This is a genomic window from Mucilaginibacter sp. UYNi724, assembly GCF_054057495.1.
This window is the reverse complement of record NZ_JBSRZI010000007.1, coordinates 45,972-66,198: the sequence shown is the minus strand read 5'-3', so window position 1 is coordinate 66,198 and position 20,227 is coordinate 45,972. Positions and strand designations below refer to the sequence as shown.

The window sequence follows — 20,227 nt, the reverse complement described above, 5'->3', positions numbered from 1 at the left end:
ATGCTTTTTAAGTATATCTAATCCAAGTTGATGATTATAGAGGCGATGATTTTTGACAGCTCATCCGCTTCATTAAGCAACTCGTTTAATTTATCTTTTTCATCTACTAAAACCGTATCCCGAATTAAACACAGCCAGTATTTTGTTTCATTTGCCGACTTTAGCGCTATCTTATAATAGTTCTTAAAGTCTTTAGTTGAACTTCCTGCTTTCGCCTCAACAATATTGGCACCTATCGAGGTACCGCTTCTTATTAACTGGTCAAAAAGCGAAAAGAAAATTCTATCATATTTAGCACCTGCAATAAAGAAAATTAATTCTTTCGAAAACTGATAACACCGATGTTTGATGTTGTAAGGTTTTTCGCTCAAGTGCTTTCTATTTTTTAATTTTTACTTTTAACTTTTGACTTAACCTGCTACTACTTCCAATTTTGGCAATGGATCCGCGTAATGCGCGATACCATAGTTACCACTCAACGCTGCCAACGGGTTAGTTACATGCCATTCAAACTCGTCCCTAAAGTGACGGATGGCGCTGGCTACCGGCCATGCCGCTGCATCACCAAGCGGGCAAATGGTATTACCTTCAATTTTCTTTGATACATCAATCAGCAGGTCCATGTCGCTCATTTTACCGTGTCCGTATTCCAGGCGGTGTAAAACTTTTTCCATCCATCCCGTACCCTCACGGCAAGGCGAACATTGTCCGCAACTTTCATGGTGGTAGAAACGCGCAAAGTTCCAGGTGTTGCGTACAATACACTGGTCTTCGTCATACGCTATAAATCCACCCGATCCCATCATAGTACCACTTACAAAACCACCATCGGCTAATGATTCGTAGCTCATTAAGCGGGGTTCGTTATTAACGGTTTTCAGGAATAAGTTAGCAGGCAGGATAGGCACTGATGAACCACCCGCAACCACCGCTTTTAAACGTTTGCCGTTGGCGATGCCACCACAATATTCGTCGCTGTATAAAAATTCTTCGGCAGGCAGGCCCAGGTCAATTTCGTAAACGCCCGGCTTTTTAAGGTTACCCCCTGCCGAGATCAGTTTAGTACCCGTACTACGGCCGATGCCTAACTTCGCATACTCATCGCCGCCCTCGTTAATGATAGGCACAACAGCCGCTATAGATTCTACGTTGTTTACCACCGTTGGGCAACCATATAAGCCGGCAATAGCCGGGAACGGAGGTTTGATCCTGGGGTTACCGCGTTTACCTTCCAGTGATTCTAACAAAGCGGTTTCTTCACCACAGATGTAAGCACCACCACCCGGTTGTACGTAAAGCTCCAGGCTGTAATCTGTACCTAAAATATTTTTTCCTAAAAAGCCCTTCGCTTTTGCTTCGGCAATGGCTTTTTCCAGGATTCGGATCTGCGGCATCATTTCGCCGCGTACGTATATGTATGATGTTTTTGCACCCAGCGCAAAGCTGGCTACTATCATCCCCTCAATTAATAAGTGAGGGAGGTAAGTCATTAAATAACGATCTTTAAAAGTACCGGGTTCAGATTCGTCGGCATTACAAACCAGGTAACGCTCCACACCTTCAGGTTTAGCCAAAAAGCTCCATTTCATCCCGGTAGGGAAACCTGCACCACCACGGCCGCGCAAGCCCGATTTTTTAACCTCTTCCACCACTTCATCGGGGGTAAGGGTTTTCAAAGCCTTTTCAACAGCAGCGTAACCGCCTTTTGAGCGGTAAACATCAAATGTATTGATGCCGGGTACGTTTATATGTTCAAGTAAAAGTTTGCGTCCCATTAGTTGTTCGCTTTTCCTTTCAGGTCCCCAATCAGTTTATCAACAGATTGCGTAGTTAAGTTCTCGTAAAAAGTGTACTCGGGGCCAATTTGCAGCACCGGGCCAAAGCCACAGGCAGCCAGGCATTCTACGCCTCTCCAGCTAAATAAGCCATCGGGGGTAACATCGCCTTCCTTAACACCAAGTGTTTTTTCTATGTGGTCCATTATTGGGGTAGCGCCCACAATTTCGCAAGGGCCGGTACGGCAAACCTCTAACATATACTTGCCTTGTGGCTTTAAAAAGTACATGGTATAAAACGAAGCCACCTCGTAAACCTCTATCGGTTGGATATCAAGATATTCGGCAACTTTATCCATCGCGGGTACGCTGGTCCAGCCAAACTCAGCTTGTACCAAATGCAGTATAGGCAACAAGGCCGATTTTTGTTTCCCCTCGGGGTAACGGCTAACCACATCAGCAAACTTGCTGATCAGTTCCGGCGAAAATGTTACCGGTGTGTTGGTGTCCTGTACACTAAGCATCTAACTCTCCGGCTATAACGTTCAAACTACTCATGTTAATAATAGCATCAGATAATAACATACCCTTGCTCATTGGCGCATACATCTGGTAATTGATGAAACTTGGCCTGCGGAAGTGTAAACGGTATGGCGAGCGGCCACCATCATTGATGAGGTAAAAGCCTAATTCGCCGTTTGCACCTTCTACCGCGTGGTAAACCTCGGCATTAGGGGTATCAACCTCGCCCATCACGATTTTAAAGTGATAGATCAAAGCTTCCATGTTATTATAAACTTCCTCTTTTGGGGGCAGGTAAAACGCCGGTACATCCGCGTGGAATATATCGGTTGGTTCTTTTTCTATTTTAGCAAGCGCTTGCTCTATAATGCGCAGGCTTTGCCACATTTCTTCGTTACGTACCAAAAAGCGGCTGTAAACGTCGCCGTTTTCGCCAACTGGTACTTCAAAGTCAAAATCTTCATAAGATGAGTACGGCTCCATGGCGCGTACATCATAATCTACACCGGTTGCGCGCAATATAGGGCCGCTCCAGCTGTAGCTTAATGCATCGGCCGCGGTAACTGCCGCTACATCTTTTGTACGGTCAACAAAGATCCGGTTACGATTGAACAAGGCTTCAAACTCGCGCAATACAGGCGGGAACCTCACCAAAAACTTTTTGATCTTGGCAAACGCGATGTGGTTAAAGTTGCGTTCGAAACCGCCTATGCGGCCAATATTTGTTGTTAATCGTGAGCCACAAATTTCTTCATAGATCTCGTAAATTTCTTCGCGGTGCTCCATCATGTAAAGGAAGCCTGTAAAAGCACCTGTATCAACACCCAATACACCGTTACAAATAATATGATCGGCAATACGGGCCAGTTCCATGATAATTACACGCATGTAATCAACACGTTTTGGCATTTGGATGTTCAACAGCTTTTCGACCGTCATGTGCCAGCCCATGTTGTTTATGGGCGACGAACAATAGTTAAGCCTGTCGGTAAGCGGGGTTATCTGGTAGTACGGGCGGTGCTCGGCAATTTTTTCAAAAGCGCGGTGTATATAGCCAATGGTTGATACGCCGCTTACAATACGTTCGCCATCCATCTGCAATACATTCTGGAACACACCGTGTGTTGCAGGGTGTGTTGGCCCCAGGTTTAGCGTGGAGTACTCTGTTTGCGGATCGTTATCCGTATATACCGGGTGGTTCTGCATTTATGTTATCTCCCGAAAAAGTAATCTTTTTTATCAATACGGTTTGGATCTTCCAACGGGAATTCCTTCCTCATCGGGAATACCGTCATGTCATCAACATTAAGTATCCTGCGCAGGTCCGGGTGGCCGTCAAATATCACCCCAAAAAAGTCGTATGTTTCACGCTCCATCCAGTTAGCGCCTTCCCAAATGGTTGATGCTGTAGGAATATGCAGATCCTCTAACGAAAGAGAAACTTTTATACGGATACGTGTATTGGTTGTTAAACTGTGTAAGTGGTAAACTACAACGATCTGTTTTTCAAGTTCGGGGTAATGTACCGCGGTAAGATCCGTCAAATAGATGAATTGAAGCGCTGCATCGTGCCTTAAAAAGGTTAGCACATCGGTAATTGCATCTTTGCCTGTTTCTACAGTAAGCAAGCCAAAATCGGCAGCTGTTTGGGTAACCTGGCCAGGAAATTTATCTGTTAGCTTTTGTAAAAGCTCTTCATTTGCTATTTTAGCCATTATTGGATCCCGTATTTAGCCAGTAATTCCTGGTACTTAGGTTCTTCGCGGCGGCGAATAGACTCGGTACGTACCAATTGCTGAATAGCCATAAAACCATCAATAATAGCCTCGGGGCGTGGCGGGCAGCCGGGAACGTAAACATCCACCGGGATAACCTCATCTATACCCTGTAATACAGAGTAAGTATCAAATATACCGCCGCTTGACGCGCATGCACCAACAGCCATAACCCAACGTGGTTCGGCCATTTGCAGGTAAACCTGGCGTAGCACCGGGCCCATTTTTTTAGATATGGTTCCCATTACCATTAAAAGATCGGCCTGGCGGGGCGAAAAGCTAAGCCTTTCGGCGCCAAAACGGCTTAGATCGTAATGGGAACCCATGGTAGCCATAAACTCGATACCGCAGCATGATGTTGCAAAAGGTAATGGCCATAAAGAGTGTGAACGTGCCAAACCTACGGCCTCAGAAAGCTTTGTGGCAAAAAACCCCGATCCTTCAACACCCGCAGGGGCTTCAACTATTTGAATATCACTCATTATATTCCTTATCAAATAATATTAAATGCTCAGTTAAAACTGATGTGCAAATTTACAATAATTACGATGTAACAGATACACTATGGAGGTTCAGGAATATATTTAGAATCAGTCTAAACTAATCCCAGTTTAAAGCGCCTTTTTTAATGATGTAGAAAAAACCTGCAAGCAGGGTACCCATAAATATGAACATCTCTATCATCCCGGTAGAACCCAAATCGCGAAAGTTTACCGCCCAAGGGTACATAAATATAACCTCCACATCAAACAACACAAACAGTATGGCTACCAGGAAGTATTTGATAGACATTGGTGTACGGGCATTACCCACTACCTCGATGCCCGACTCGAACGGCGTTAGCTTGTCTTTAGTTTGGCGCTTAGGGCCAATTTTGTGCGTTACAAACATCGTAGTAACAACAAAACCCATAGCCACAAGCATCTGGAATATGATGGGCAAATAGTTGACAGGTAAACTTTTTAGTTCCATAGTGCAAATATACAAATGACCGCATAATAAAAAAGCCCCTTTTTTGAAGGGGCTCTTAAATTATTGTCAGGCAAATTATTTACCTCTGCCGGCTGCGCCGCTTTTGCGGGAAAAAAACGAAACTACCTGTTTGTTAGTAGGGTCGTTATCCCTTGCTTTGGTATAATTTTCGGTAGCCTTGGCCATATCTTTTTCTTTAAACTCGGCATAAGTTGCTAAGTAAACGTAAGATTCGGCTAATTCTTTTTTCACCTTATCTACCGGTGCACCGCCTTTAGCAGCGGTTACCTCTATATATTTTTCGTAGAAAGGCTTAGCATAACCTACAATATTGTTACGGTCTTTATCCTTTAACTCATTTACACGAGCGCGGAATAAATAGGCGTTAGGATCTGTTGGTGCTTTTTGCGTAACATAGCTAAATGCTGAATCTGCTTTCGCGATGGTAGCTTCTGCACCCGGGCTTTTCTCATCGTAAGAGAAGTAATAACTGATACCTTCGTAAAAGTGATCTAATAATTTTACGTTCCTGCCTTTTTGAGTATACACGTGGTAAGCGTCACCGGCCTCAGCATATTTCTTTTGACCGTATAACGCTTTTGCTATCTCCGGATAAACATCTACCTGCGTAGTGTCTACTGCTATCGCTTTGCGTAACGAAGCAATACCCAAGGAATCTTGTTTAGAAGCAATTTGTAAACGGCCTAGGTAAACGTAATCACGAGGGATAACGCGTTTTGGGTCTGCTTTAGTGATCCATGTATTTATCGCTGCTAAGCCGGCAGGGTAATCTTTATTTTCGTAACCGGCATAACCTAAGTAACGGTAAACTTTTAGGTTACCATTTGCAGCGCTTGATAAAGCGGTAGCTTCTGTTTGCAATGTTTTGTAATCACCGGCGTATAACAAGAAGTCGGCATAACGTAAGCGCGACTCAACAGAAAGATCTGTTAGCGAAAGGTATTTACGGTAGTTATCAGCCCCTTCTTTAACTTTAGCCGATGCCATTTTTGGATCGCTTAACGCCCAACGGATATCAGTTTCTGCCCACTCGCGGTAAGCAGGACCGTAGTTAGGGTCGATAGCTAAAGCGGCTTTAAATTCGGTTTCTGAACTTTCGAAGTTGTTAGCATATTTCCAGATAACACCAGTTGCTACTTTAGCATGAGCCAATTTAGGGTCAAGATCTAATGCAGATTGATAGTTACCTAAAGCTTCGGTGTTTTTACTTTGGGTGCGCAATGCATCACCTAAAGCAACCAAGATCTCGGCATCTTTAGCGTTAACTGTTTTTCCTTTTGTTAATACCGTTATAGCAGCATTAGCATCGGCAGCAGGCACTTTACCTTCAACATCGTTTAACAGGTAAGCTTCGCCCACATATAAATATGGTTTGCTATCCTTACCTGCCAGGGCTACTGCCTGGTTAAAGTTTGTAGTAGCTGTCGCTTTGTCTTTATCCATAAACGCGGCGGCACCTAAACCCGCATAATTTAAAGCAGATTTCGGGTTTACAGCAATCCCTTTTTGGAAATTGGTTTTTGCCGAATCCGGATATTCCTGAAGAATATATACCCAACCCAGGTAAAAGAAGTTTTCATCCTTAGTAGGTTGTGTTACGGTTAAATTCTTAAGCATCGATTTAGCTTTCTGGAACTGCTCTGCATCTATCGCTTTTTTTGCATCGGCTATGCTCTGTGCTGAAACAGAGGAGCCAACAAGCGCCAGTGCTAATACTATCTTACTTATCTTACTGATCATTTTCATCTTAGTTTGTTATGTATATAGTTAGTGTTTAATATTTATTTCCCTTTGCGGGATAGAATCAGGTAATAAGCCCGATTTTAGTATAATTCGTTGACCACGCTCGCTTGCTAAAAATGATGCAACACCGGATGCTAAACCCTTCCTGCCTGTGCAATCAATTATATATAACGACCTGCTTAAAGGATACGTATGTTGGACGAGCGTTGTCTGCGAAGGTTTAAAGTACTCGTTAGGTGCAGTTTTACTGCTTTCATCCTTAATTCCCATAATTTTAACCTTGCCAACTGCCTCTGCATAGTCCTTATCCGGGTCGTTTAGCCATGCAAAGCCAGTTATTCCTATCGCATTAGGGTGTGTACTAACGTACTTTATAACTTCTTTACTTGAACTTAACGCGTAAATATTTTTTTGCTTTAACTCATTATTGCCTGATAGGGTCTTCAAATACCTTACCAAACTTGAGTTAGGGTTATCAAAAACGATACTTTTATCAGTTTTTGATTGCCCGTTTAGCATTCTCTTGATCTCGTTTACCGAGGTAATAGTATCATTTGACGCTTCATTTACTATAAGGGCAACAGCATCCACCGCAAATTTATTAACGTCTGGGGTTAATGAACGCCTTTTTAATACCCCAAGCTCAGCGGTATCCAGGTTGCGCGCCATTATCACTACCCTTACTTTGTCATTCATTAAATTATTTACAACCTCGCTTTCGGGTTTATAAGTAACTACAGGGTTTGCCTCGGGGTAACTTGCCTTAAAAACATACAGTTCTTCGTCAACTATAGGCGAAAACGACTCATCGCCATAAAATTGTGCAGTGCCGGATGTAAACCCATCAAGTACTACTTTTTTACCGGCATTTTGCTGACAGCTTTGTAAGCCGGCTAAAAAAGAAACTCCCAATAATAATTTATAACTAAGCTTCATTTGGGTCCTTTCTTAAATAGCGCGCAAAGCGTAAAATAGCATATACAATTATAATACAACCAAAAATGGTTTTCTGGGGCTTTGGTAACTGGCTCAGGAAGCTATCCCAAAAGATGATCATGAGCCCCAAAGCTATAAAGCATATAAATGCAGTAACTCCTAAAATAAGCAAAAACCGCCTTTTGGGCGATTTTTGCTCTTCATTGTTATTTGATAACATTAATTTTATTCTTGCGCCAGTGTAAAGTTTACCGGGATACTGTATTGTACACGAACCGGACGTCCGTTTTGTATACCTGGTTTCCACTTAGGCGATTTCTTCAATACACGCACCGCTTCTTCATCTGTACCGCTACCAAGGCCACGTAGTACCTTAATATCAGTTAATGAACCATCGCGCTCTACTACGAAGGTTAAAACCACACGTCCTGTAACGTTGTTTTCCCTTGCAATAGCAGGGTATTTAATGTTGTTACCCAAATATTTACCAAATGCACCTTCCCCACCAGGGAATGCAGGAGATTGCTCTACCGCGGTGAAAATTTGGTTAGGGTTTTCTTCAACCACCTGTTTAACATCGGCGTTACCAACCGGCTCATCAATAGTAATTGCCTGGTTAGGATCGCCTTTTTGGTCTTTCTGACCCGGATCCGCAACCTTCAAATCTTCTACAGTCGGTGGATCTTTTTCGCGCACCTCGTTATCTGGTTTTACAACCGGAGGAGGGAAACGCACCTGGTCAACTTTTGGTTTAGGTGGTTCTGGTGGCGGTGGCGGTGGTTTTACCGCTTCGTTTACGGGAGGCGGAGGTAGTAATACCTCGGTAACCTTCACCTTATCATCAGCTTTAGGGATAAATCCCTCTATTGCATTGAGGATTGTTTTAAAAGATATAAGTAAAACGAATGCTGCTACACCAATTATAAGGGCCTTGTTTGTATTACGAGGATTTTCCTTTCTAAGTTCGTAAGCACCATAAGCTTTGTTACGGCCTGAAAAAACAACGTCAATCCACTGCTGGTTTAGTATGTCTAATTTTGATCCAAACATTATGTTAACGTTTAATTACTTTAATTATTCCTTTAGTAGTTACCATCGCGCTTAAGCAATTCAACTTCGCTCGGCAGTATATCTACAATCGCGTACGATTGTACTGCGGTTATTTTCATCTCATCCAATACGTCAACCAAATTTTTATAATTTGATTTATCGCTTGGTTTGATCAGAACAACCATATAGTTACCAAAGCTTGCCTGAATTTCTTTGCCTTTTTCAATAAGCGTTTTGCGGAGCCCGTCTTTGCCATACCCTTCAGTAGTTGGCTGGGATTTACCCGGCTCACCAATAAACCATTCCAATTTATTGTTAGCGCCTAATAAAATTGTCATAGACCGCGATGCGGCAACAGGTAACTGCTCTTTTGTCTTCTCGTCCTTATTCGGCATGGTTACATCCATCGCTTTCGGTTTAGAAAGCGTGGTGGTTAGCATGAAGAAGGTGATCAACAAGAAGGCAAGATCCACCATTGCGGTTAGATCCACACGTGTTGAGGCTTTCTTACTTCTTACTTTGCCGCCTTTTTTGCCCCCGCCGGAGGTGTCTAATTCTGCCATTTTTAGTTCGTTTTAGGTGCTGCTCTAATTGTAGTAATTAGACTAAATTTGTCAACTCTCTGTTTCTGAAGGATACCGATAACCTTTTTAATGGTTGGGTATTCTTCTTTATTATCTCCTTTGATAGATATCCTTAATATCTTACTGTGTAAAGCGTTATCTGCTTTACGTGCTTCGCGGATCCAGTCGGCAAGTTCGTTATTAGCTGTAGTATCCGCAGGGATACCTTGTTGCTTATACTCCTTTTTTTGCCCGGCATCTAAAGCCAGGAAGCCTTTCAGATCTTTCATGGCAACACCAAAAATTGCTGTTCCTGAAAATTTAGTTTGCTCTTCCGCAGTGAACGTCTGACCGTATTTTTCGCCCATTTGTTTTAAGGTTTGGATACGGACATCGTTACCATCCACAGTAAAGAAAACTTTTTGCTCGGCCACTGTAAGCATTAGCACGTTATCATCAGGTATTGGCTGGGTGACAGACGATGCAGGTATATCTACCGGTACAGGATCTTCTGTACGTGGTTTTGCTGTTAATATAAAGAAGGTAAGCAAAAGGAAAGCTACGTCGCACATGGCGGTCATATCTATCGAGGTGCTCTTTCTTTGGACTTTTACTCTTGGCATCTTGTTCCTTTTTTAATATAATAATGTAAAGATAGTTAATTATCGCAATCATCCAAATTATATTTTGTTATAATGTGTTTTTGCGCACTAATATTCTACAGGATTATTTTTTGTGAGATGCTGCAAATGTTTGAACGATGCTGAAACCAGTTTCGTCAATCGCATAAGTAAGTTTATCAATTTTCGATGTAAATAAGTTATACATTACAATTGACACAGCTGAAGTACCAATACCTAACGCAGTATTGATAAGCGCTTCAGAAATACTGTTTGATAAAGCTGATTGGTTGGGAGCACCCGCTGATGCCAACTCGCCGAAAGCCTTGATCATACCGATTACCGTGCCTAATAGACCGGTTAATGTACCGATAGATACTAAAGTAGCGATGATGGTTAAGTTTTGCTCTAACATTGGCATTTCTAAAGCTGTTGCTTCTTCGATGTCTTTTTGGATAGCTAAAGCTTTTTGCTCAACATCTAAAGTTGTATCAACTTCCATTTCTTTGTATTTTTTCAAACCAGATTTGATAACGTTTGCTACCGAACCTTTTTGTTTGTCGCACTCGGCGCTAGCGCCGTCAATGTTGCCTGCGTTTAGTAAAGATTGAATCCTTCTTACGAAAGCGTCAACATTACCTGTACCAGAAGCTTTGCCAATAACTACAAACCTTTCAATTGAAAACACGATAACCATTAACAGGTATGACATGATGATAGGTACGATAACACCACCTTTGTGTACGGTACCGAATAAATCGCCCGGATTTGGTTCGTTTGCAGGATCGCCGCCTTTGTAGTGACTTGGGTGGCCTAAGATGAATACAAATATCAAAATTGCCACTACTATACAGATAGGGATGGTCAAAGTTGCAAATGCGCCCGATGCACTTGAGCTTTCTTTAACAGGAGTAGTTGGTTTTGTTGGTGCGTTTGCCATTACTTTTTAAATTTTAGTTTTCGTTTTGTTTATAATATAAGTTAATAAAAATGTGTGCGTTTTAAGCGAATAACAAAAATAGAATTTAAATGAAATAAAAAAACTTTTTATGTAATTCTTTATAATTATTTAATATACCGCTGCAAAAGCGTTATGAAATTGGTGATTACATAACGCTTTGAAACACAAAAATTGTCTACATCGCAGACAATTTTTTACAATACAACCCATTTTTTTTTGGAATAGCAAGTTATAACACATAAAAAGTATGTAACTAAACTGATATAGTAGCGTCTAATTACACCTCTAAAGCTACGTTTGGCCCTGCATTTATAATTTCCGGGGTGCTGTACGCCGCATATTTGTCGAAGTTCTTAACAAAGGCCGAGGCCAGCTTGTTTGCGCTATCGTCATAATTATCAGCATTAAGCCAGGTGTTCTTTGGGTCTAACACCTCGTCGGGCACGTTGGGGCAGTTGTGTGGGATAGCTATATTAAATACAGGGTGTTGGTGATAATCTACATTATCCAACCCGCCGTTTATGGCCGCGGTTATCATAGCACGGGTGTGCGAAAGCTTCATTCGCTGGCCTGTGCCGTATGCGCCACCTGTCCACCCGGTGTTAACTAACCATACATTTACCTGGTGCTGTTTTATCTTTTTGCCAAGCAATTTGGCGTAAGTTACGGGGTGCAATGGCAAAAACGCTTCGCCAAAACACGCAGAAAAGGTAGTTGTGGGTTCGGTAATGCCGGCCTCAGTACCGGCTATTTTGGCGGTGTAGCCGGATATGAAGTGGTACATGGCCTGCTCTGGCGTTAGCTTTGCTATCGGCGGCAAAATCCCAAAGGCATCCGCAGTTAAAAAGAAAATGTTTTTCGGTGACGCCCCTATAGACGGAATCACCGCGTTGCTTACGTTATATAAAGGATATGCTACACGGGTGTTTTCTGTTTTATCTACATTGTTAAAGTTAACCCTGCGCGTACCAGGTATAAAGTTCACATTCTCTAACAAAGCACCATACTTAATAGCGTTGAAGATCTGTGGTTCCTTTTCGGCAGTAAGGCCGGTGCATTTAGCATAGCATCCGCCTTCGAAGTTAAATATGGTGTAATCGCTCCAGCCGTGTTCGTCGTCGCCTATAAGGCTGCGCTCCGGGTCGGCAGAGAGGGTTGTTTTACCCGTTCCGGATAGGCCGAAGAAGATCGCGGTATCGCCTTTAGCACCCGTATTGGCCGAGCAGTGCATCGACAGCACCTGCTTATCATGCGGCAGTATAAAGTTCAGTACCGAAAAGATAGCTTTCTTGATCTCGCCCGTGTAGCCTGTACCACCTATCAGTATGATCTTTTTGCTGAAATTGATGATAGAAAAGTTTGGCTGGCGGGTACCGTCTTTTTCAGGATCGGCTAAAAAGCCGGGGGCCGCTATTATGGTCCACTCGGGTTCACTTTCGGGGTTCGCCACTTCGGGGCGGATGAACAGGTGGTGCACAAACAGGTTCTGGTAAGCTGTTTCGGTAACCACGCGGATATCGATATGGTATTTTTCGTTGGCGCAGGCGCAAGAATCGCGCACAAAGATCTCCTTGCCGGCAAGATATTTTGTAACCTTGTTATATAAGGCGTTGAATTTTGCACCGTCAAACTTGTAGTTGATGCTTCCCCACCATACACTATCATGCGTTACATGGTCATCAACAATAAAGCGGTCCTTAGGCGAGCGGCCTGTAAATTTGCCGGTGTCAATAGCCAGCGCGCCGGTGTCGCTTAGTACACCTTCGTTGCGTTTAATGGCAGCCTCAACAAGTTGCGCGGGGGTTAACTGGTAGAAAATAGCAGGGCTATTAGCCAGGTTTAGATACCCTAAATTGGGTACCCGGTTAGCAGTGGTGTTCATCAGGAAGATAATTTTATAATTGGTTGCTACAAAACTACCCTTTTGATACACTAAGAACCAAGCATTTTTAAGTATTTATTTACATAATGTATCTTTTACACACCATATAAATCCTTGATTATCAATTGCTAAATCGAATTAATATTTTTATTTCGATACACTAACCTCCGGCCTTTTTAGCCTTGTAACCATCGGTTTGCAGCATGGCGAGCACCTTGTCCCTAAAATCGCCCTGTAACAGCACCTCGCCATCTTTAACAGAGCCGCCTACGCCGCATTTGGTTTTCAATTTTTTGCCGATAGCTTCCAGGTCGGTATCCACCCCAATAAAACCGCTTACACGGGTTACCAGTTTGTTACCTTTTATCCTGTCCAGGTAGATCTTTAGATTTTGCTGCTGTGGTGGCAGGGTTTGCTGCTCGTTATTACCCTCTTCCCGGTATTGGAAATCCGGGTCGGTAGAGTACATGATGCCGGTGAAGTTTTTCTTAGCCATATAATAAGCCCCCTCTAATCTCCTCCGATAGGGGAGACTTTATTTTATATTTTATACTTAGCCTTTCTTAAGCCCCTCTCCCTCGGAGAGGGGTTGGGGAGAGCCTTTTTATTTATGATACGACGCGCCAACGATCACGTTCAGCGCGTTTGGCACCACTTCTATATCAATATCTGTGCCTGCAACCTGTGGCTCGCCATCCAGGTGGATAGGGCCTTCCTGCGCGCGGGTAATGTGGATATGCTTCCCTTTAACGATCTCTACGTACTTAGAACTATCGGCCGTTTTGGTAAACATCCTTAAACCCATCTCCGGAAAACGCCACAGCGGGAATGGTTTTATGATACAAACATCCAGCAAGCCGTCCTGCACCGATGCAGTAGGCGATACGTGCGCGTTGTTGCCATATTGTGATGAATTGGCCATGCTCAGCATAAATGCCTCGCGGTCATAAGCCACGCCGTCAACTTCTATATGGTAGTTTTTGGATTGGTACGTAGAGATCTCTTTGATGGACGATTTAAAGTAACTCACAAAACCGCGTTTCTCGCTTCCGTTAGCAAACACGTGGCTTATATGGGCATCAAAACCCATTCCGGCCATATTAAAAAACCATTGCCCGTTCATTTTGCCCGCGTCAATTTTAATGGCGCGCGCCTGGTTAAAGGTTTTAAAGGCATCCTCCACATTCATGGGGATATTTAAGAACCTGGAGAGGCCATTACCCGAGCCGTAAGGGATAACCCCTAACGTGGTATCAGTATTTGCAATGCCCGATGCTACCTCGTTAACGGTACCATCGCCGCCCACGGCAACAACAATATCGTACTCGCCCACGGCCGCCTTTGCCAAGCCGTTTGCGTGGAAAATACCGGTGGTAAACTCAATGTCGTAATCAAAAATAGTTGTATCAACATATCTCTGTACAAGCTCCGGTACACCTTCCTTATTCTTCCCTCCCGATACCGGGTTTATTATAAATAACGCTTTCCTTTTCAACTATATAAGTTTACCAGCGGCAAAAGTAAATGTATTTTCGGCTTTGTGAAAAATTGTTTTATTTTTGCCACCCGAAAGTGGACTGATTTAATGCCCCATTGTTGACAACTTAAACAGCGGGACTGGATTGCAACCACGTAAAAAAGTGCTAAACCCTGCTCCTTTTACTACGTTTCAGATAGATCTTTACCTTTCGGTTTTAACGTTTATTTTTAAAAATATATGCCATACTTATTTACATCGGAATCCGTGTCTGAAGGGCATCCGGATAAAGTTGCCGACCAAATATCGGACGCGTTGATCGATAACTTTTTAGCTTTCGACCCCGAGTCGAAGGTGGCTTGTGAAACTTTAGTGACCACCGGCCAGGTTTTTTTAGCGGGCGAGGTAAAATCAAAAGCTTATTTAGACGTACAAAAAATTGCCCGCGATGTAATTAACCGCATTGGTTATACCAAAGGCGAGTATATGTTTGATGGCAGTTCATGCGGTGTGCTATCGGCCATCCACGAGCAATCGCCGGATATTAACCAGGGCGTAGACCGCAAGGCTAAAGAAGAGCAAGGCGCCGGCGACCAGGGTATGATGTTTGGTTACGCTACCATAGAAACTGACAACTATATGCCTTTGGCTTTAGATATCGCCCACGCTTTATTGCGCGAACTTGCAGTTATCCGACGTGAAAATACCGACATCAAATATCTTCGCCCTGATGCAAAATCGCAGGTTACGTTAGAGTATAGCGATGACAACCAGCCAACCCGTATCGATGCTATCGTTATCTCTACCCAGCATGATGATTTTGGCGAGGAAGAGGCGATGCTATCTAAGATCAGCAGCGATATCGTAGGGATCCTTATCCCGCGTGTTAAGGCTAAATATCCAAAATACGCCCACTTCTTTAACAACGACATCACCTACCACATTAACCCAACCGGTAAATTTGTGATTGGTGGCCCGCATGGCGATACCGGCTTAACCGGCCGCAAGATCATTGTTGATACTTACGGTGGTAAAGGCGCCCACGGTGGTGGTGCATTCTCAGGTAAAGACCCATCAAAGGTTGACCGTTCTGCTGCTTACGCTACCCGCCACATTGCTAAAAACCTGGTAGCTGCCGGTGTTTGTAATGAGGTATTGGTGCAGGTATCGTACGCTATTGGCGTTGCAAAACCAATGGGCATTTATGTAAACACTTACGGTACCGCTAAAGTTGGCATCAACGATGGCGAGATAGCTAAGAAAGTGGAAGAGATCTTTAACATGACGCCTTACGCTATCGAGACCCGCTTTAAGTTGCGTAATCCTATTTATAGTGAAACCGCTGCATACGGCCACTTCGGCCGCCCAAGCGAGGTTGTTACCAAATCATTCAACGCGCACGATGGCAGCACCATAACCCGCGAGGTTGAACTGTTTACATGGGAAAAACTTGACTACGTAGATAAAGTAAAAAGCGCCTTCGGTTTATAATATTAAATACCGACAAATTATACAAGGCGCACCCAACACGGTGCGCCTTTTTTTGTTTAATACCAACAGCAATGACAAAAAAAACGGCCTCGCCCTTATTGGTTGCCTTCGCGTTCTTCAACATATACATTATATGGGGATCAACCTATTTGGCGGTGGCTTATGGGCTAAAGAGCTTCCCGCCGTTTATATTGGTTGGCTTGCGGTACTTAAGCGCCGGCTTGCTGATGCTGGCATTTTGCAAAATCAAAGGCGAACGCTTCCCCGAAAAAAAACTCATTATCCGCCACGCCATAAGCGGTACTATGATGCTGGTTGGCGGCACGGGCATGATAGCATGGGCCGAGCAATACATCAGTTCGGGCCAAGCAGCCATACTGGTAGCCACCGAGCCGCTGATATTTTTACTGCTCGACAGAAAAAATTGGCGGGAATATTTCTCCAACAAATATATTTTGAGCGGCCTGCTTATCGGCTTTACGGGCATCTTCCTGTTCCTGAAACTTGGCGTAGCAGTAGCAAACCCATCGCCCATGGCAACTATTGCAAGTGTGGTGGTACTGTTTAGCGCGGTACTTTGGGTACTTGGCTCGTTGATGATCAAAGACAACAAGGGCAGCAGCACATCTACCATGAATGCGAGCGTGCAGCTATTGGCCGCTGGTGTGGCAAGCGCCATTATCGTATTTGCCAAAGGTGAGCAGCGGGGTTTCGCATTCGCGGATGTATGCTGGCAGGCATGGGGCGGATTATTGTTCCTGATCGTATTTGGGTCGTTACTGGCGTACCTTTCCTTTATATGGCTTATTACCATCAAACCACCCGCTATTATCAGCACACATACTTATGTAAACCCGGTAGTAGCCGTATTTTTAGGCTGGCTGCTTATAAACGAGCTCGTAAATACAGCTCAACTCATTTGCCTGTTTGTGATACTGGTTGGCATAATGCTGGTTAATGTGCCGGGATATTTGAAAAGGAATAGGGATTTAGTAGAGTAGAAGTTTATCTTAAATCCATTATATCAATAGGTTTAAATCTTTCGCAGTAAACACCCAGTCCTAATTTAAATATTATGGCAATAACACCTACCACTAACACTCTTATACCAATGCTTAAGCTTGAAAAAATTTCAGCGACCGCTACTGTAATAGTCGTCTGAATGCCTGCAATACCGGCATTTATTTTTTTAAAAATATCTCCCTCTTTGTCGCATATGGATTTATATAAGGCACGCTTAACTGACGAAAAGACAGTGATTCCTATTTTTTTATCGTCATTGATTTGTGTAGGAGAAGGCAGCCTTAACCGCTCTGCCGACGGGAGTTGCTTTTTTGAAAATGCATCTACCTTTGCGAGTATATCTTTGGCAATTTTTGGAACTTTTTGGCCCAAATTCTCATATAATTCGTCCTGTGAAAAATCATTTGAAAGATGAATGGCATCATCTTCCAATTCACGAACGTTAGATAATATATCATAAACTTTATCTGCTTTAATTGCATATAATGTAGCTTCCTCATCAAATCTTTCAATTGCCAGTCTTCTGAATTTTGCCCGTCTTTCTAACGAAGTAATTACAGTATCGTTTATCAATACTTCTTTAATCATCGGCTCGGCTTTATCTATCTCACTGGTTCGTAAATAACATATTGCCAATAAGCATGTCGCCTCCAAGTATACTCTCGTTTTTTTATTCGCTTTTACCCTTATACCTAAAAGCCCCCTTTCCGCTGTTAAAAGATTACCTTGTTCCATTTCAACTTCAAGCCATCTGTTTTTTGCCATCAGCAACTTCGCGTCGTTGCCCGTAGATAAATAAATAGGTTGCAAATCTTGAATGATGATTTTGATTGACGTTAAATCAGCATTGCTAACAGAAATTTTTAAAGCAGATTCCAATCTTTGTAATCTTTCTTTTTGAATTGGACTTAATTGAGTTACCGCCATGTGTGTTAAATTATTTACAATGCTACTAATAATGATCTTATAATAAAATTAGTTGTTTTTAACACTCCGAATATTAGAGTTTCCCTACCTTTATCCTATGCAACACCCCGAAGCTAACCCCTGGAAGATCACATCAGAAAAGGAAATTTACGATAACTCGTGGATAAACGTTACCGAGTACCAGGTGATCAATCCGTCGGGCAATCCCGGCATTTACGGGCAGGTGCATTATAAAAATATCGCCATCGGTATTTTGCCTTTAGATGCTGATATGAACACCTACCTGGTAGGCCAGTATCGTTTCACGCTAAACCAATACAGCTGGGAACTGCCCGAGGGTGGCGGCATCATTGGTATAGACCCGTTAGCATCGGCAAAGCGCGAACTACTGGAAGAAACGGGTTTGAAAGCATCGCAGTGGATGGAGATCCAGCGCATGCACCTCTCCAATTCGGTAAGCGACGAACTTTGCATCCTTTACATTGCCCGCGGCTTGGAACAACACGAGGCCGAACCCGAAGATACCGAGCAACTCGTTGTAAAAAAAGTGCCTTTTGAGGATGTTTACCGGATGGTTTGCAGCGGAGAGATAACCGATTCGCTTGCCGTGGCAGCGGTATTGAAAGCACGTTTAATGCAGTTAGAGAATACTTTATAACCTGTCATTTATCATTTCCGCAAAAAATTTTAAATTTGCGCCCTTGATGAAAAAGTTTTTAGGCTACATCCTGTCCCCGTTTGCCATTTTTGCATTCTTTTTAATGCTGGTGATATTCCATCCCATACAATGGCTTTGCCTAAAGTTTGGCGGGTACAGCGCGCATAAGCGCTCTGTAGATATCCTGAATTATTTTTTGGTACGTACCTTTTATATTTTAGGTAACACAGTAACTTTCATTAACAAACAAAACCTGCCCCTAAACAGGCCCATTATTTTTGTGGCTAACCATCAAAGTTTGTTTGATATCCCGCCGATGATCTATCACCTGCGTAAATACCATGCAAAGTTTATCTCTAAGGTAGAGCTGGCAAGAGGTACCCCATCCATATCGTTTAACCTGAGGCACGGCGGTGGCGCAAACATCGACCGCAAAGACCCACGCCAATCCATCACCGAGCTGGTAAAGTTTGCCGGCCGCATGAAGGATAATAACTGGGGCGCAATGATATTCCCGGAAGGCACCCGCTCGCAAGATGGTAGGGTAAAAAAGTTTCAGTCGGCAGGGGTGGCTACCTTATTAAAAAAATGCCCTAACGCGCTTTTGGTACCTGTTGCCATTACTGATAGCTGGAAAATGATCCGTTATGGCCTGTACCCGCTCAACACGTTTACCCCTATGAAATGGGAAGTGCTTGAACCCATCGAACCCGGCACTACCCCCGTAGATGAATTAGTGCAGGAAATAGAAAACCGGGTCAGGGCGATTGTAGACCCGAGTTAAACCTATAAGTCGTGCCGAACTTGTTGCATAGCAATTAAAAGCAATAAGATGGTGGCACCATTTTGTCAGTCCCTCAAAAATACAATTATCTTATTATAAGCAAGTTGCAAATGCAGGCGTGCGTTCACGGCCGTGAACGTGAACATTTTGCCTGGAATACCCTATTCCAGATCACTTGCTGCAAAAGTATTTCCCTGGCTCATATCACCCGTTTCATAACCCTTTTTAAACCAGTACATACGTTGCGCGCTGGTACCGTGTGTAAAACTATCGGGATGTACTTCGCCCTGGTATTCTTTCTGCAGGCGGTCGTCGCCAATTTGATGGGCAGCATTTAAGGCCTCATCTATATCCCCGGGGTCAAGCACATTTTTGGTTTTTTGCTCGTAATGCGCCCAGATGCCGGCGTAAAAATCGGCTTGCAGTTCCAGCTTTACAGATAGTTTATTGTATTCTGCCTCGCTTAACTGTTGGCGGGCCTGGTCCATTTTGGCAGATACGCCCAGCAGGTCCTGCACGTGATGGCCAACCTCGTGGGCTATAACATAAGCTTGTGCAAAATCACCGGCAGCGCCAAACTTGTTAGATAATTCATCAAAAAAAGAAAGGTCGATGTACACTTTTTGGTCGCCGGGGCAATAGAACGGCCCTGTTTGGGCACCCGCCTGGCCACAAGCAGTGTTTACCGCTTCCTGGAAAAAGTGCAGTTTGGGCTGGTCGTAGGTTTTGCCCATATCATTAAAAAGTTTGGTCCAGATATCTTCGGTATCGGCAAAAATAACTTTAGAGAATTTTTTCTCTTTACTATCCGGCACAACCTGTTGGTTATTCTCTTGCGGGGCACCGCCCCCCTGGGTTTGGTTTAGAAGAGCAGATGGGTCTATCCCGGTAAAGAAGTATATAGCCGCGGCAATAATACCTACCACGCCGCCACCAAGGGCTAACCCACGGCCACCGCCACTGCTGCTGCCATCTTCTGTATTACTGCTTTCGCGTCTGCCCATCCATTGCATAATATTCCTGTTTAGTTTAGCCATTAAACAGTAA

General features: G+C 43.5%; 22 protein-coding genes. 4 read left to right on the top strand and 18 right to left on the bottom strand.

Annotated elements, in window-relative coordinates; all coding sequences use genetic code 11:
• Nucleotides 1-17 precede the first annotated feature (17 nt).
• The 16 genes from ACVW0P_RS11945 to ACVW0P_RS11870 all read right to left on the bottom strand — a co-directional run bounded on the left by ACVW0P_RS11945 (nt 18) and on the right by ACVW0P_RS11870 (nt 14,315).
• Nucleotides 18-371 (bottom strand): four helix bundle protein, encoded by a 354-nt coding sequence (locus ACVW0P_RS11945; protein WP_457132293.1) that lies wholly within the window; start codon nt 369-371, stop codon nt 18-20.
• A gap of 39 nt (nt 372-410) precedes the next feature.
• The gene (nuoF, locus tag ACVW0P_RS11940; RefSeq protein ID WP_457132292.1) at nt 411-1,775 is read right to left on the bottom strand and encodes an NADH-quinone oxidoreductase subunit NuoF; all 1,365 of its coding nucleotides are present in this window, start codon (nt 1,773-1,775) and stop codon (nt 411-413) included.
• Nucleotides 1,775-2,299 carry an NADH-quinone oxidoreductase subunit NuoE family protein gene (locus ACVW0P_RS11935; protein ID WP_354426865.1) on the bottom strand — a complete coding sequence of 175 codons (525 nt, stop codon included), beginning with the start codon at nt 2,297-2,299 and terminating at the stop codon, nt 1,775-1,777. Before ACVW0P_RS11935 ends, nuoF begins: the two co-directional genes overlap by 1 nt.
• The gene (locus tag ACVW0P_RS11930; RefSeq protein ID WP_354426866.1) at nt 2,292-3,503 is read right to left on the bottom strand and encodes an NADH-quinone oxidoreductase subunit D; all 1,212 of its coding nucleotides are present in this window, start codon (nt 3,501-3,503) and stop codon (nt 2,292-2,294) included. The genes ACVW0P_RS11935 and ACVW0P_RS11930 overlap by 8 nt, the downstream gene beginning before the upstream one ends.
• A 5-nt stretch (nt 3,504-3,508) precedes the next feature.
• Nucleotides 3,509-4,012 (bottom strand): NADH-quinone oxidoreductase subunit C, encoded by a 504-nt coding sequence (locus ACVW0P_RS11925; RefSeq protein WP_457132291.1) that lies wholly within the window; start codon nt 4,010-4,012, stop codon nt 3,509-3,511.
• Nucleotides 4,012-4,554, bottom strand: a complete 543-nt coding sequence (locus ACVW0P_RS11920; protein WP_354426868.1) for an NADH-quinone oxidoreductase subunit B — start codon at nt 4,552-4,554, stop codon at nt 4,012-4,014. Before ACVW0P_RS11920 ends, ACVW0P_RS11925 begins: the two co-directional genes overlap by 1 nt.
• A gap of 118 nt (nt 4,555-4,672) precedes the next feature.
• Complete coding sequence (locus ACVW0P_RS11915) at nt 4,673-5,044, bottom strand: NADH-quinone oxidoreductase subunit A (protein WP_354426869.1); 372 nt, start codon at nt 5,042-5,044, stop codon at nt 4,673-4,675.
• 75 nt (nt 5,045-5,119) lie between these two features.
• Nucleotides 5,120-6,811, bottom strand: coding sequence for a tetratricopeptide repeat protein (locus ACVW0P_RS11910; protein WP_457132290.1), 1,692 nt, complete (start codon nt 6,809-6,811; stop codon nt 5,120-5,122).
• 21 nt (nt 6,812-6,832) lie between these two features.
• On the bottom strand, nt 6,833-7,744 hold the full coding sequence (locus ACVW0P_RS11905) for a PstS family phosphate ABC transporter substrate-binding protein (RefSeq protein ID WP_354426871.1): 912 nt from the start codon (nt 7,742-7,744) through the stop codon (nt 6,833-6,835).
• Between the two features lie 225 nt (nt 7,745-7,969).
• Entirely contained in the window at nt 7,970-8,794 is an 825-nt protein-coding gene (locus ACVW0P_RS11900) for an energy transducer TonB (RefSeq protein ID WP_457132289.1), read from the bottom strand.
• Between the two features lie 32 nt (nt 8,795-8,826).
• Nucleotides 8,827-9,357 (bottom strand): ExbD/TolR family protein, encoded by a 531-nt coding sequence (locus ACVW0P_RS11895; RefSeq protein WP_457132288.1) that lies wholly within the window; start codon nt 9,355-9,357, stop codon nt 8,827-8,829.
• A gap of 2 nt (nt 9,358-9,359) precedes the next feature.
• On the bottom strand, nt 9,360-9,980 hold the full coding sequence (locus tag ACVW0P_RS11890; RefSeq protein WP_354426874.1) for an ExbD/TolR family protein: 621 nt from the start codon (nt 9,978-9,980) through the stop codon (nt 9,360-9,362).
• Between the two features lie 103 nt (nt 9,981-10,083).
• Complete coding sequence (locus ACVW0P_RS11885) at nt 10,084-10,917, bottom strand: MotA/TolQ/ExbB proton channel family protein (protein ID WP_457132287.1); 834 nt, start codon at nt 10,915-10,917, stop codon at nt 10,084-10,086.
• 298 nt (nt 10,918-11,215) lie between these two features.
• Nucleotides 11,216-12,820, bottom strand: coding sequence for a phosphoenolpyruvate carboxykinase (ATP) (gene pckA / locus ACVW0P_RS11880; RefSeq protein WP_457132286.1), 1,605 nt, complete (start codon nt 12,818-12,820; stop codon nt 11,216-11,218).
• A gap of 160 nt (nt 12,821-12,980) precedes the next feature.
• Nucleotides 12,981-13,316, bottom strand: coding sequence for a translation initiation factor (locus tag ACVW0P_RS11875; RefSeq protein ID WP_457132285.1), 336 nt, complete (start codon nt 13,314-13,316; stop codon nt 12,981-12,983).
• 108 nt (nt 13,317-13,424) lie between these two features.
• A complete protein-coding gene (locus ACVW0P_RS11870) occupies nt 13,425-14,315 on the bottom strand; it encodes a diacylglycerol/lipid kinase family protein (RefSeq protein ID WP_457132284.1) in 891 nt (296 codons plus the stop codon).
• A gap of 222 nt (nt 14,316-14,537) precedes the next feature.
• Between ACVW0P_RS11870 and metK the strand changes: the two genes are divergently transcribed.
• Both metK and ACVW0P_RS11860 read left to right on the top strand, forming a co-directional pair.
• A complete protein-coding gene (gene metK / locus ACVW0P_RS11865) occupies nt 14,538-15,788 on the top strand; it encodes a methionine adenosyltransferase (protein ID WP_457132283.1) in 1,251 nt (416 codons plus the stop codon).
• A gap of 71 nt (nt 15,789-15,859) precedes the next feature.
• Entirely contained in the window at nt 15,860-16,789 is a 930-nt protein-coding gene (locus tag ACVW0P_RS11860) for an EamA family transporter (protein ID WP_457132282.1), read from the top strand.
• A gap of 4 nt (nt 16,790-16,793) precedes the next feature.
• Here ACVW0P_RS11860 and ACVW0P_RS11855 read toward each other — a convergent pair whose 3' ends face one another.
• A complete protein-coding gene (locus ACVW0P_RS11855; RefSeq protein ID WP_457132281.1) occupies nt 16,794-17,738 on the bottom strand; it encodes a hypothetical protein in 945 nt (314 codons plus the stop codon).
• A 97-nt stretch (nt 17,739-17,835) separates the two neighbouring features.
• On the opposite strand from ACVW0P_RS11855, the gene ACVW0P_RS11850 reads away from it, so the two are divergent.
• The gene (locus ACVW0P_RS11850) at nt 17,836-18,396 is read left to right on the top strand and encodes an NUDIX domain-containing protein (protein ID WP_457132280.1); all 561 of its coding nucleotides are present in this window, start codon (nt 17,836-17,838) and stop codon (nt 18,394-18,396) included.
• Nucleotides 18,397-18,442: 46 nt separating this feature from the next.
• Nucleotides 18,443-19,180, top strand: a complete 738-nt coding sequence (locus ACVW0P_RS11845) for a lysophospholipid acyltransferase family protein (RefSeq protein WP_457132279.1) — start codon at nt 18,443-18,445, stop codon at nt 19,178-19,180.
• A gap of 161 nt (nt 19,181-19,341) precedes the next feature.
• On the opposite strand, the gene ypfJ is transcribed toward ACVW0P_RS11845, so the two are convergent.
• Nucleotides 19,342-20,193, bottom strand: a complete 852-nt coding sequence (gene ypfJ / locus ACVW0P_RS11840) for a KPN_02809 family neutral zinc metallopeptidase (RefSeq protein WP_457132453.1) — start codon at nt 20,191-20,193, stop codon at nt 19,342-19,344.
• Between the last annotated feature and the right edge of the window lie 34 nt (nt 20,194-20,227).

Bases quoted from the DNA above. Each gene is read 5' to 3' on its own strand.
- ACVW0P_RS11855 (WP_457132281.1), bottom strand. From the start codon at position 17,738: ATGGCGGTAACTCAATTAAGTCCAATTCAAAAAGAAAGATTACAAAGA.
- pckA (WP_457132286.1), bottom strand. From the start codon at position 12,820: ATGAACACCACTGCTAACCGGGTACCCAATTTAGGGTATCTAAACCTG.
- ACVW0P_RS11875 (WP_457132285.1), bottom strand. From the start codon at position 13,316: ATGGCTAAGAAAAACTTCACCGGCATCATGTACTCTACCGACCCGGAT.
- ACVW0P_RS11925 (WP_457132291.1), bottom strand. From the start codon at position 4,012: ATGGCTAAAATAGCAAATGAAGAGCTTTTACAAAAGCTAACAGATAAA.
- metK (WP_457132283.1), top strand. From the start codon at position 14,538: ATGCCATACTTATTTACATCGGAATCCGTGTCTGAAGGGCATCCGGAT.
- ACVW0P_RS11935 (WP_354426865.1), bottom strand. From the start codon at position 2,299: ATGCTTAGTGTACAGGACACCAACACACCGGTAACATTTTCGCCGGAA.
- ACVW0P_RS11900 (WP_457132289.1), bottom strand. From the start codon at position 8,794: ATGTTTGGATCAAAATTAGACATACTAAACCAGCAGTGGATTGACGTT.
- ACVW0P_RS11890 (WP_354426874.1), bottom strand. From the start codon at position 9,980: ATGCCAAGAGTAAAAGTCCAAAGAAAGAGCACCTCGATAGATATGACC.
- ACVW0P_RS11905 (WP_354426871.1), bottom strand. From the start codon at position 7,744: ATGAAGCTTAGTTATAAATTATTATTGGGAGTTTCTTTTTTAGCCGGC.
- nuoF (WP_457132292.1), bottom strand. From the start codon at position 1,775: ATGGGACGCAAACTTTTACTTGAACATATAAACGTACCCGGCATCAAT.
- ACVW0P_RS11860 (WP_457132282.1), top strand. From the start codon at position 15,860: ATGACAAAAAAAACGGCCTCGCCCTTATTGGTTGCCTTCGCGTTCTTC.
- ACVW0P_RS11885 (WP_457132287.1), bottom strand. From the start codon at position 10,917: ATGGCAAACGCACCAACAAAACCAACTACTCCTGTTAAAGAAAGCTCA.
- ACVW0P_RS11920 (WP_354426868.1), bottom strand. From the start codon at position 4,554: ATGAGTGATATTCAAATAGTTGAAGCCCCTGCGGGTGTTGAAGGATCG.
- ACVW0P_RS11910 (WP_457132290.1), bottom strand. From the start codon at position 6,811: ATGAAAATGATCAGTAAGATAAGTAAGATAGTATTAGCACTGGCGCTT.
- ACVW0P_RS11850 (WP_457132280.1), top strand. From the start codon at position 17,836: ATGCAACACCCCGAAGCTAACCCCTGGAAGATCACATCAGAAAAGGAA.
- ACVW0P_RS11895 (WP_457132288.1), bottom strand. From the start codon at position 9,357: ATGGCAGAATTAGACACCTCCGGCGGGGGCAAAAAAGGCGGCAAAGTA.
- ACVW0P_RS11845 (WP_457132279.1), top strand. From the start codon at position 18,443: ATGAAAAAGTTTTTAGGCTACATCCTGTCCCCGTTTGCCATTTTTGCA.
- ACVW0P_RS11930 (WP_354426866.1), bottom strand. From the start codon at position 3,503: ATGCAGAACCACCCGGTATATACGGATAACGATCCGCAAACAGAGTAC.
- ypfJ (WP_457132453.1), bottom strand. From the start codon at position 20,193: ATGCAATGGATGGGCAGACGCGAAAGCAGTAATACAGAAGATGGCAGC.
- ACVW0P_RS11915 (WP_354426869.1), bottom strand. From the start codon at position 5,044: ATGGAACTAAAAAGTTTACCTGTCAACTATTTGCCCATCATATTCCAG.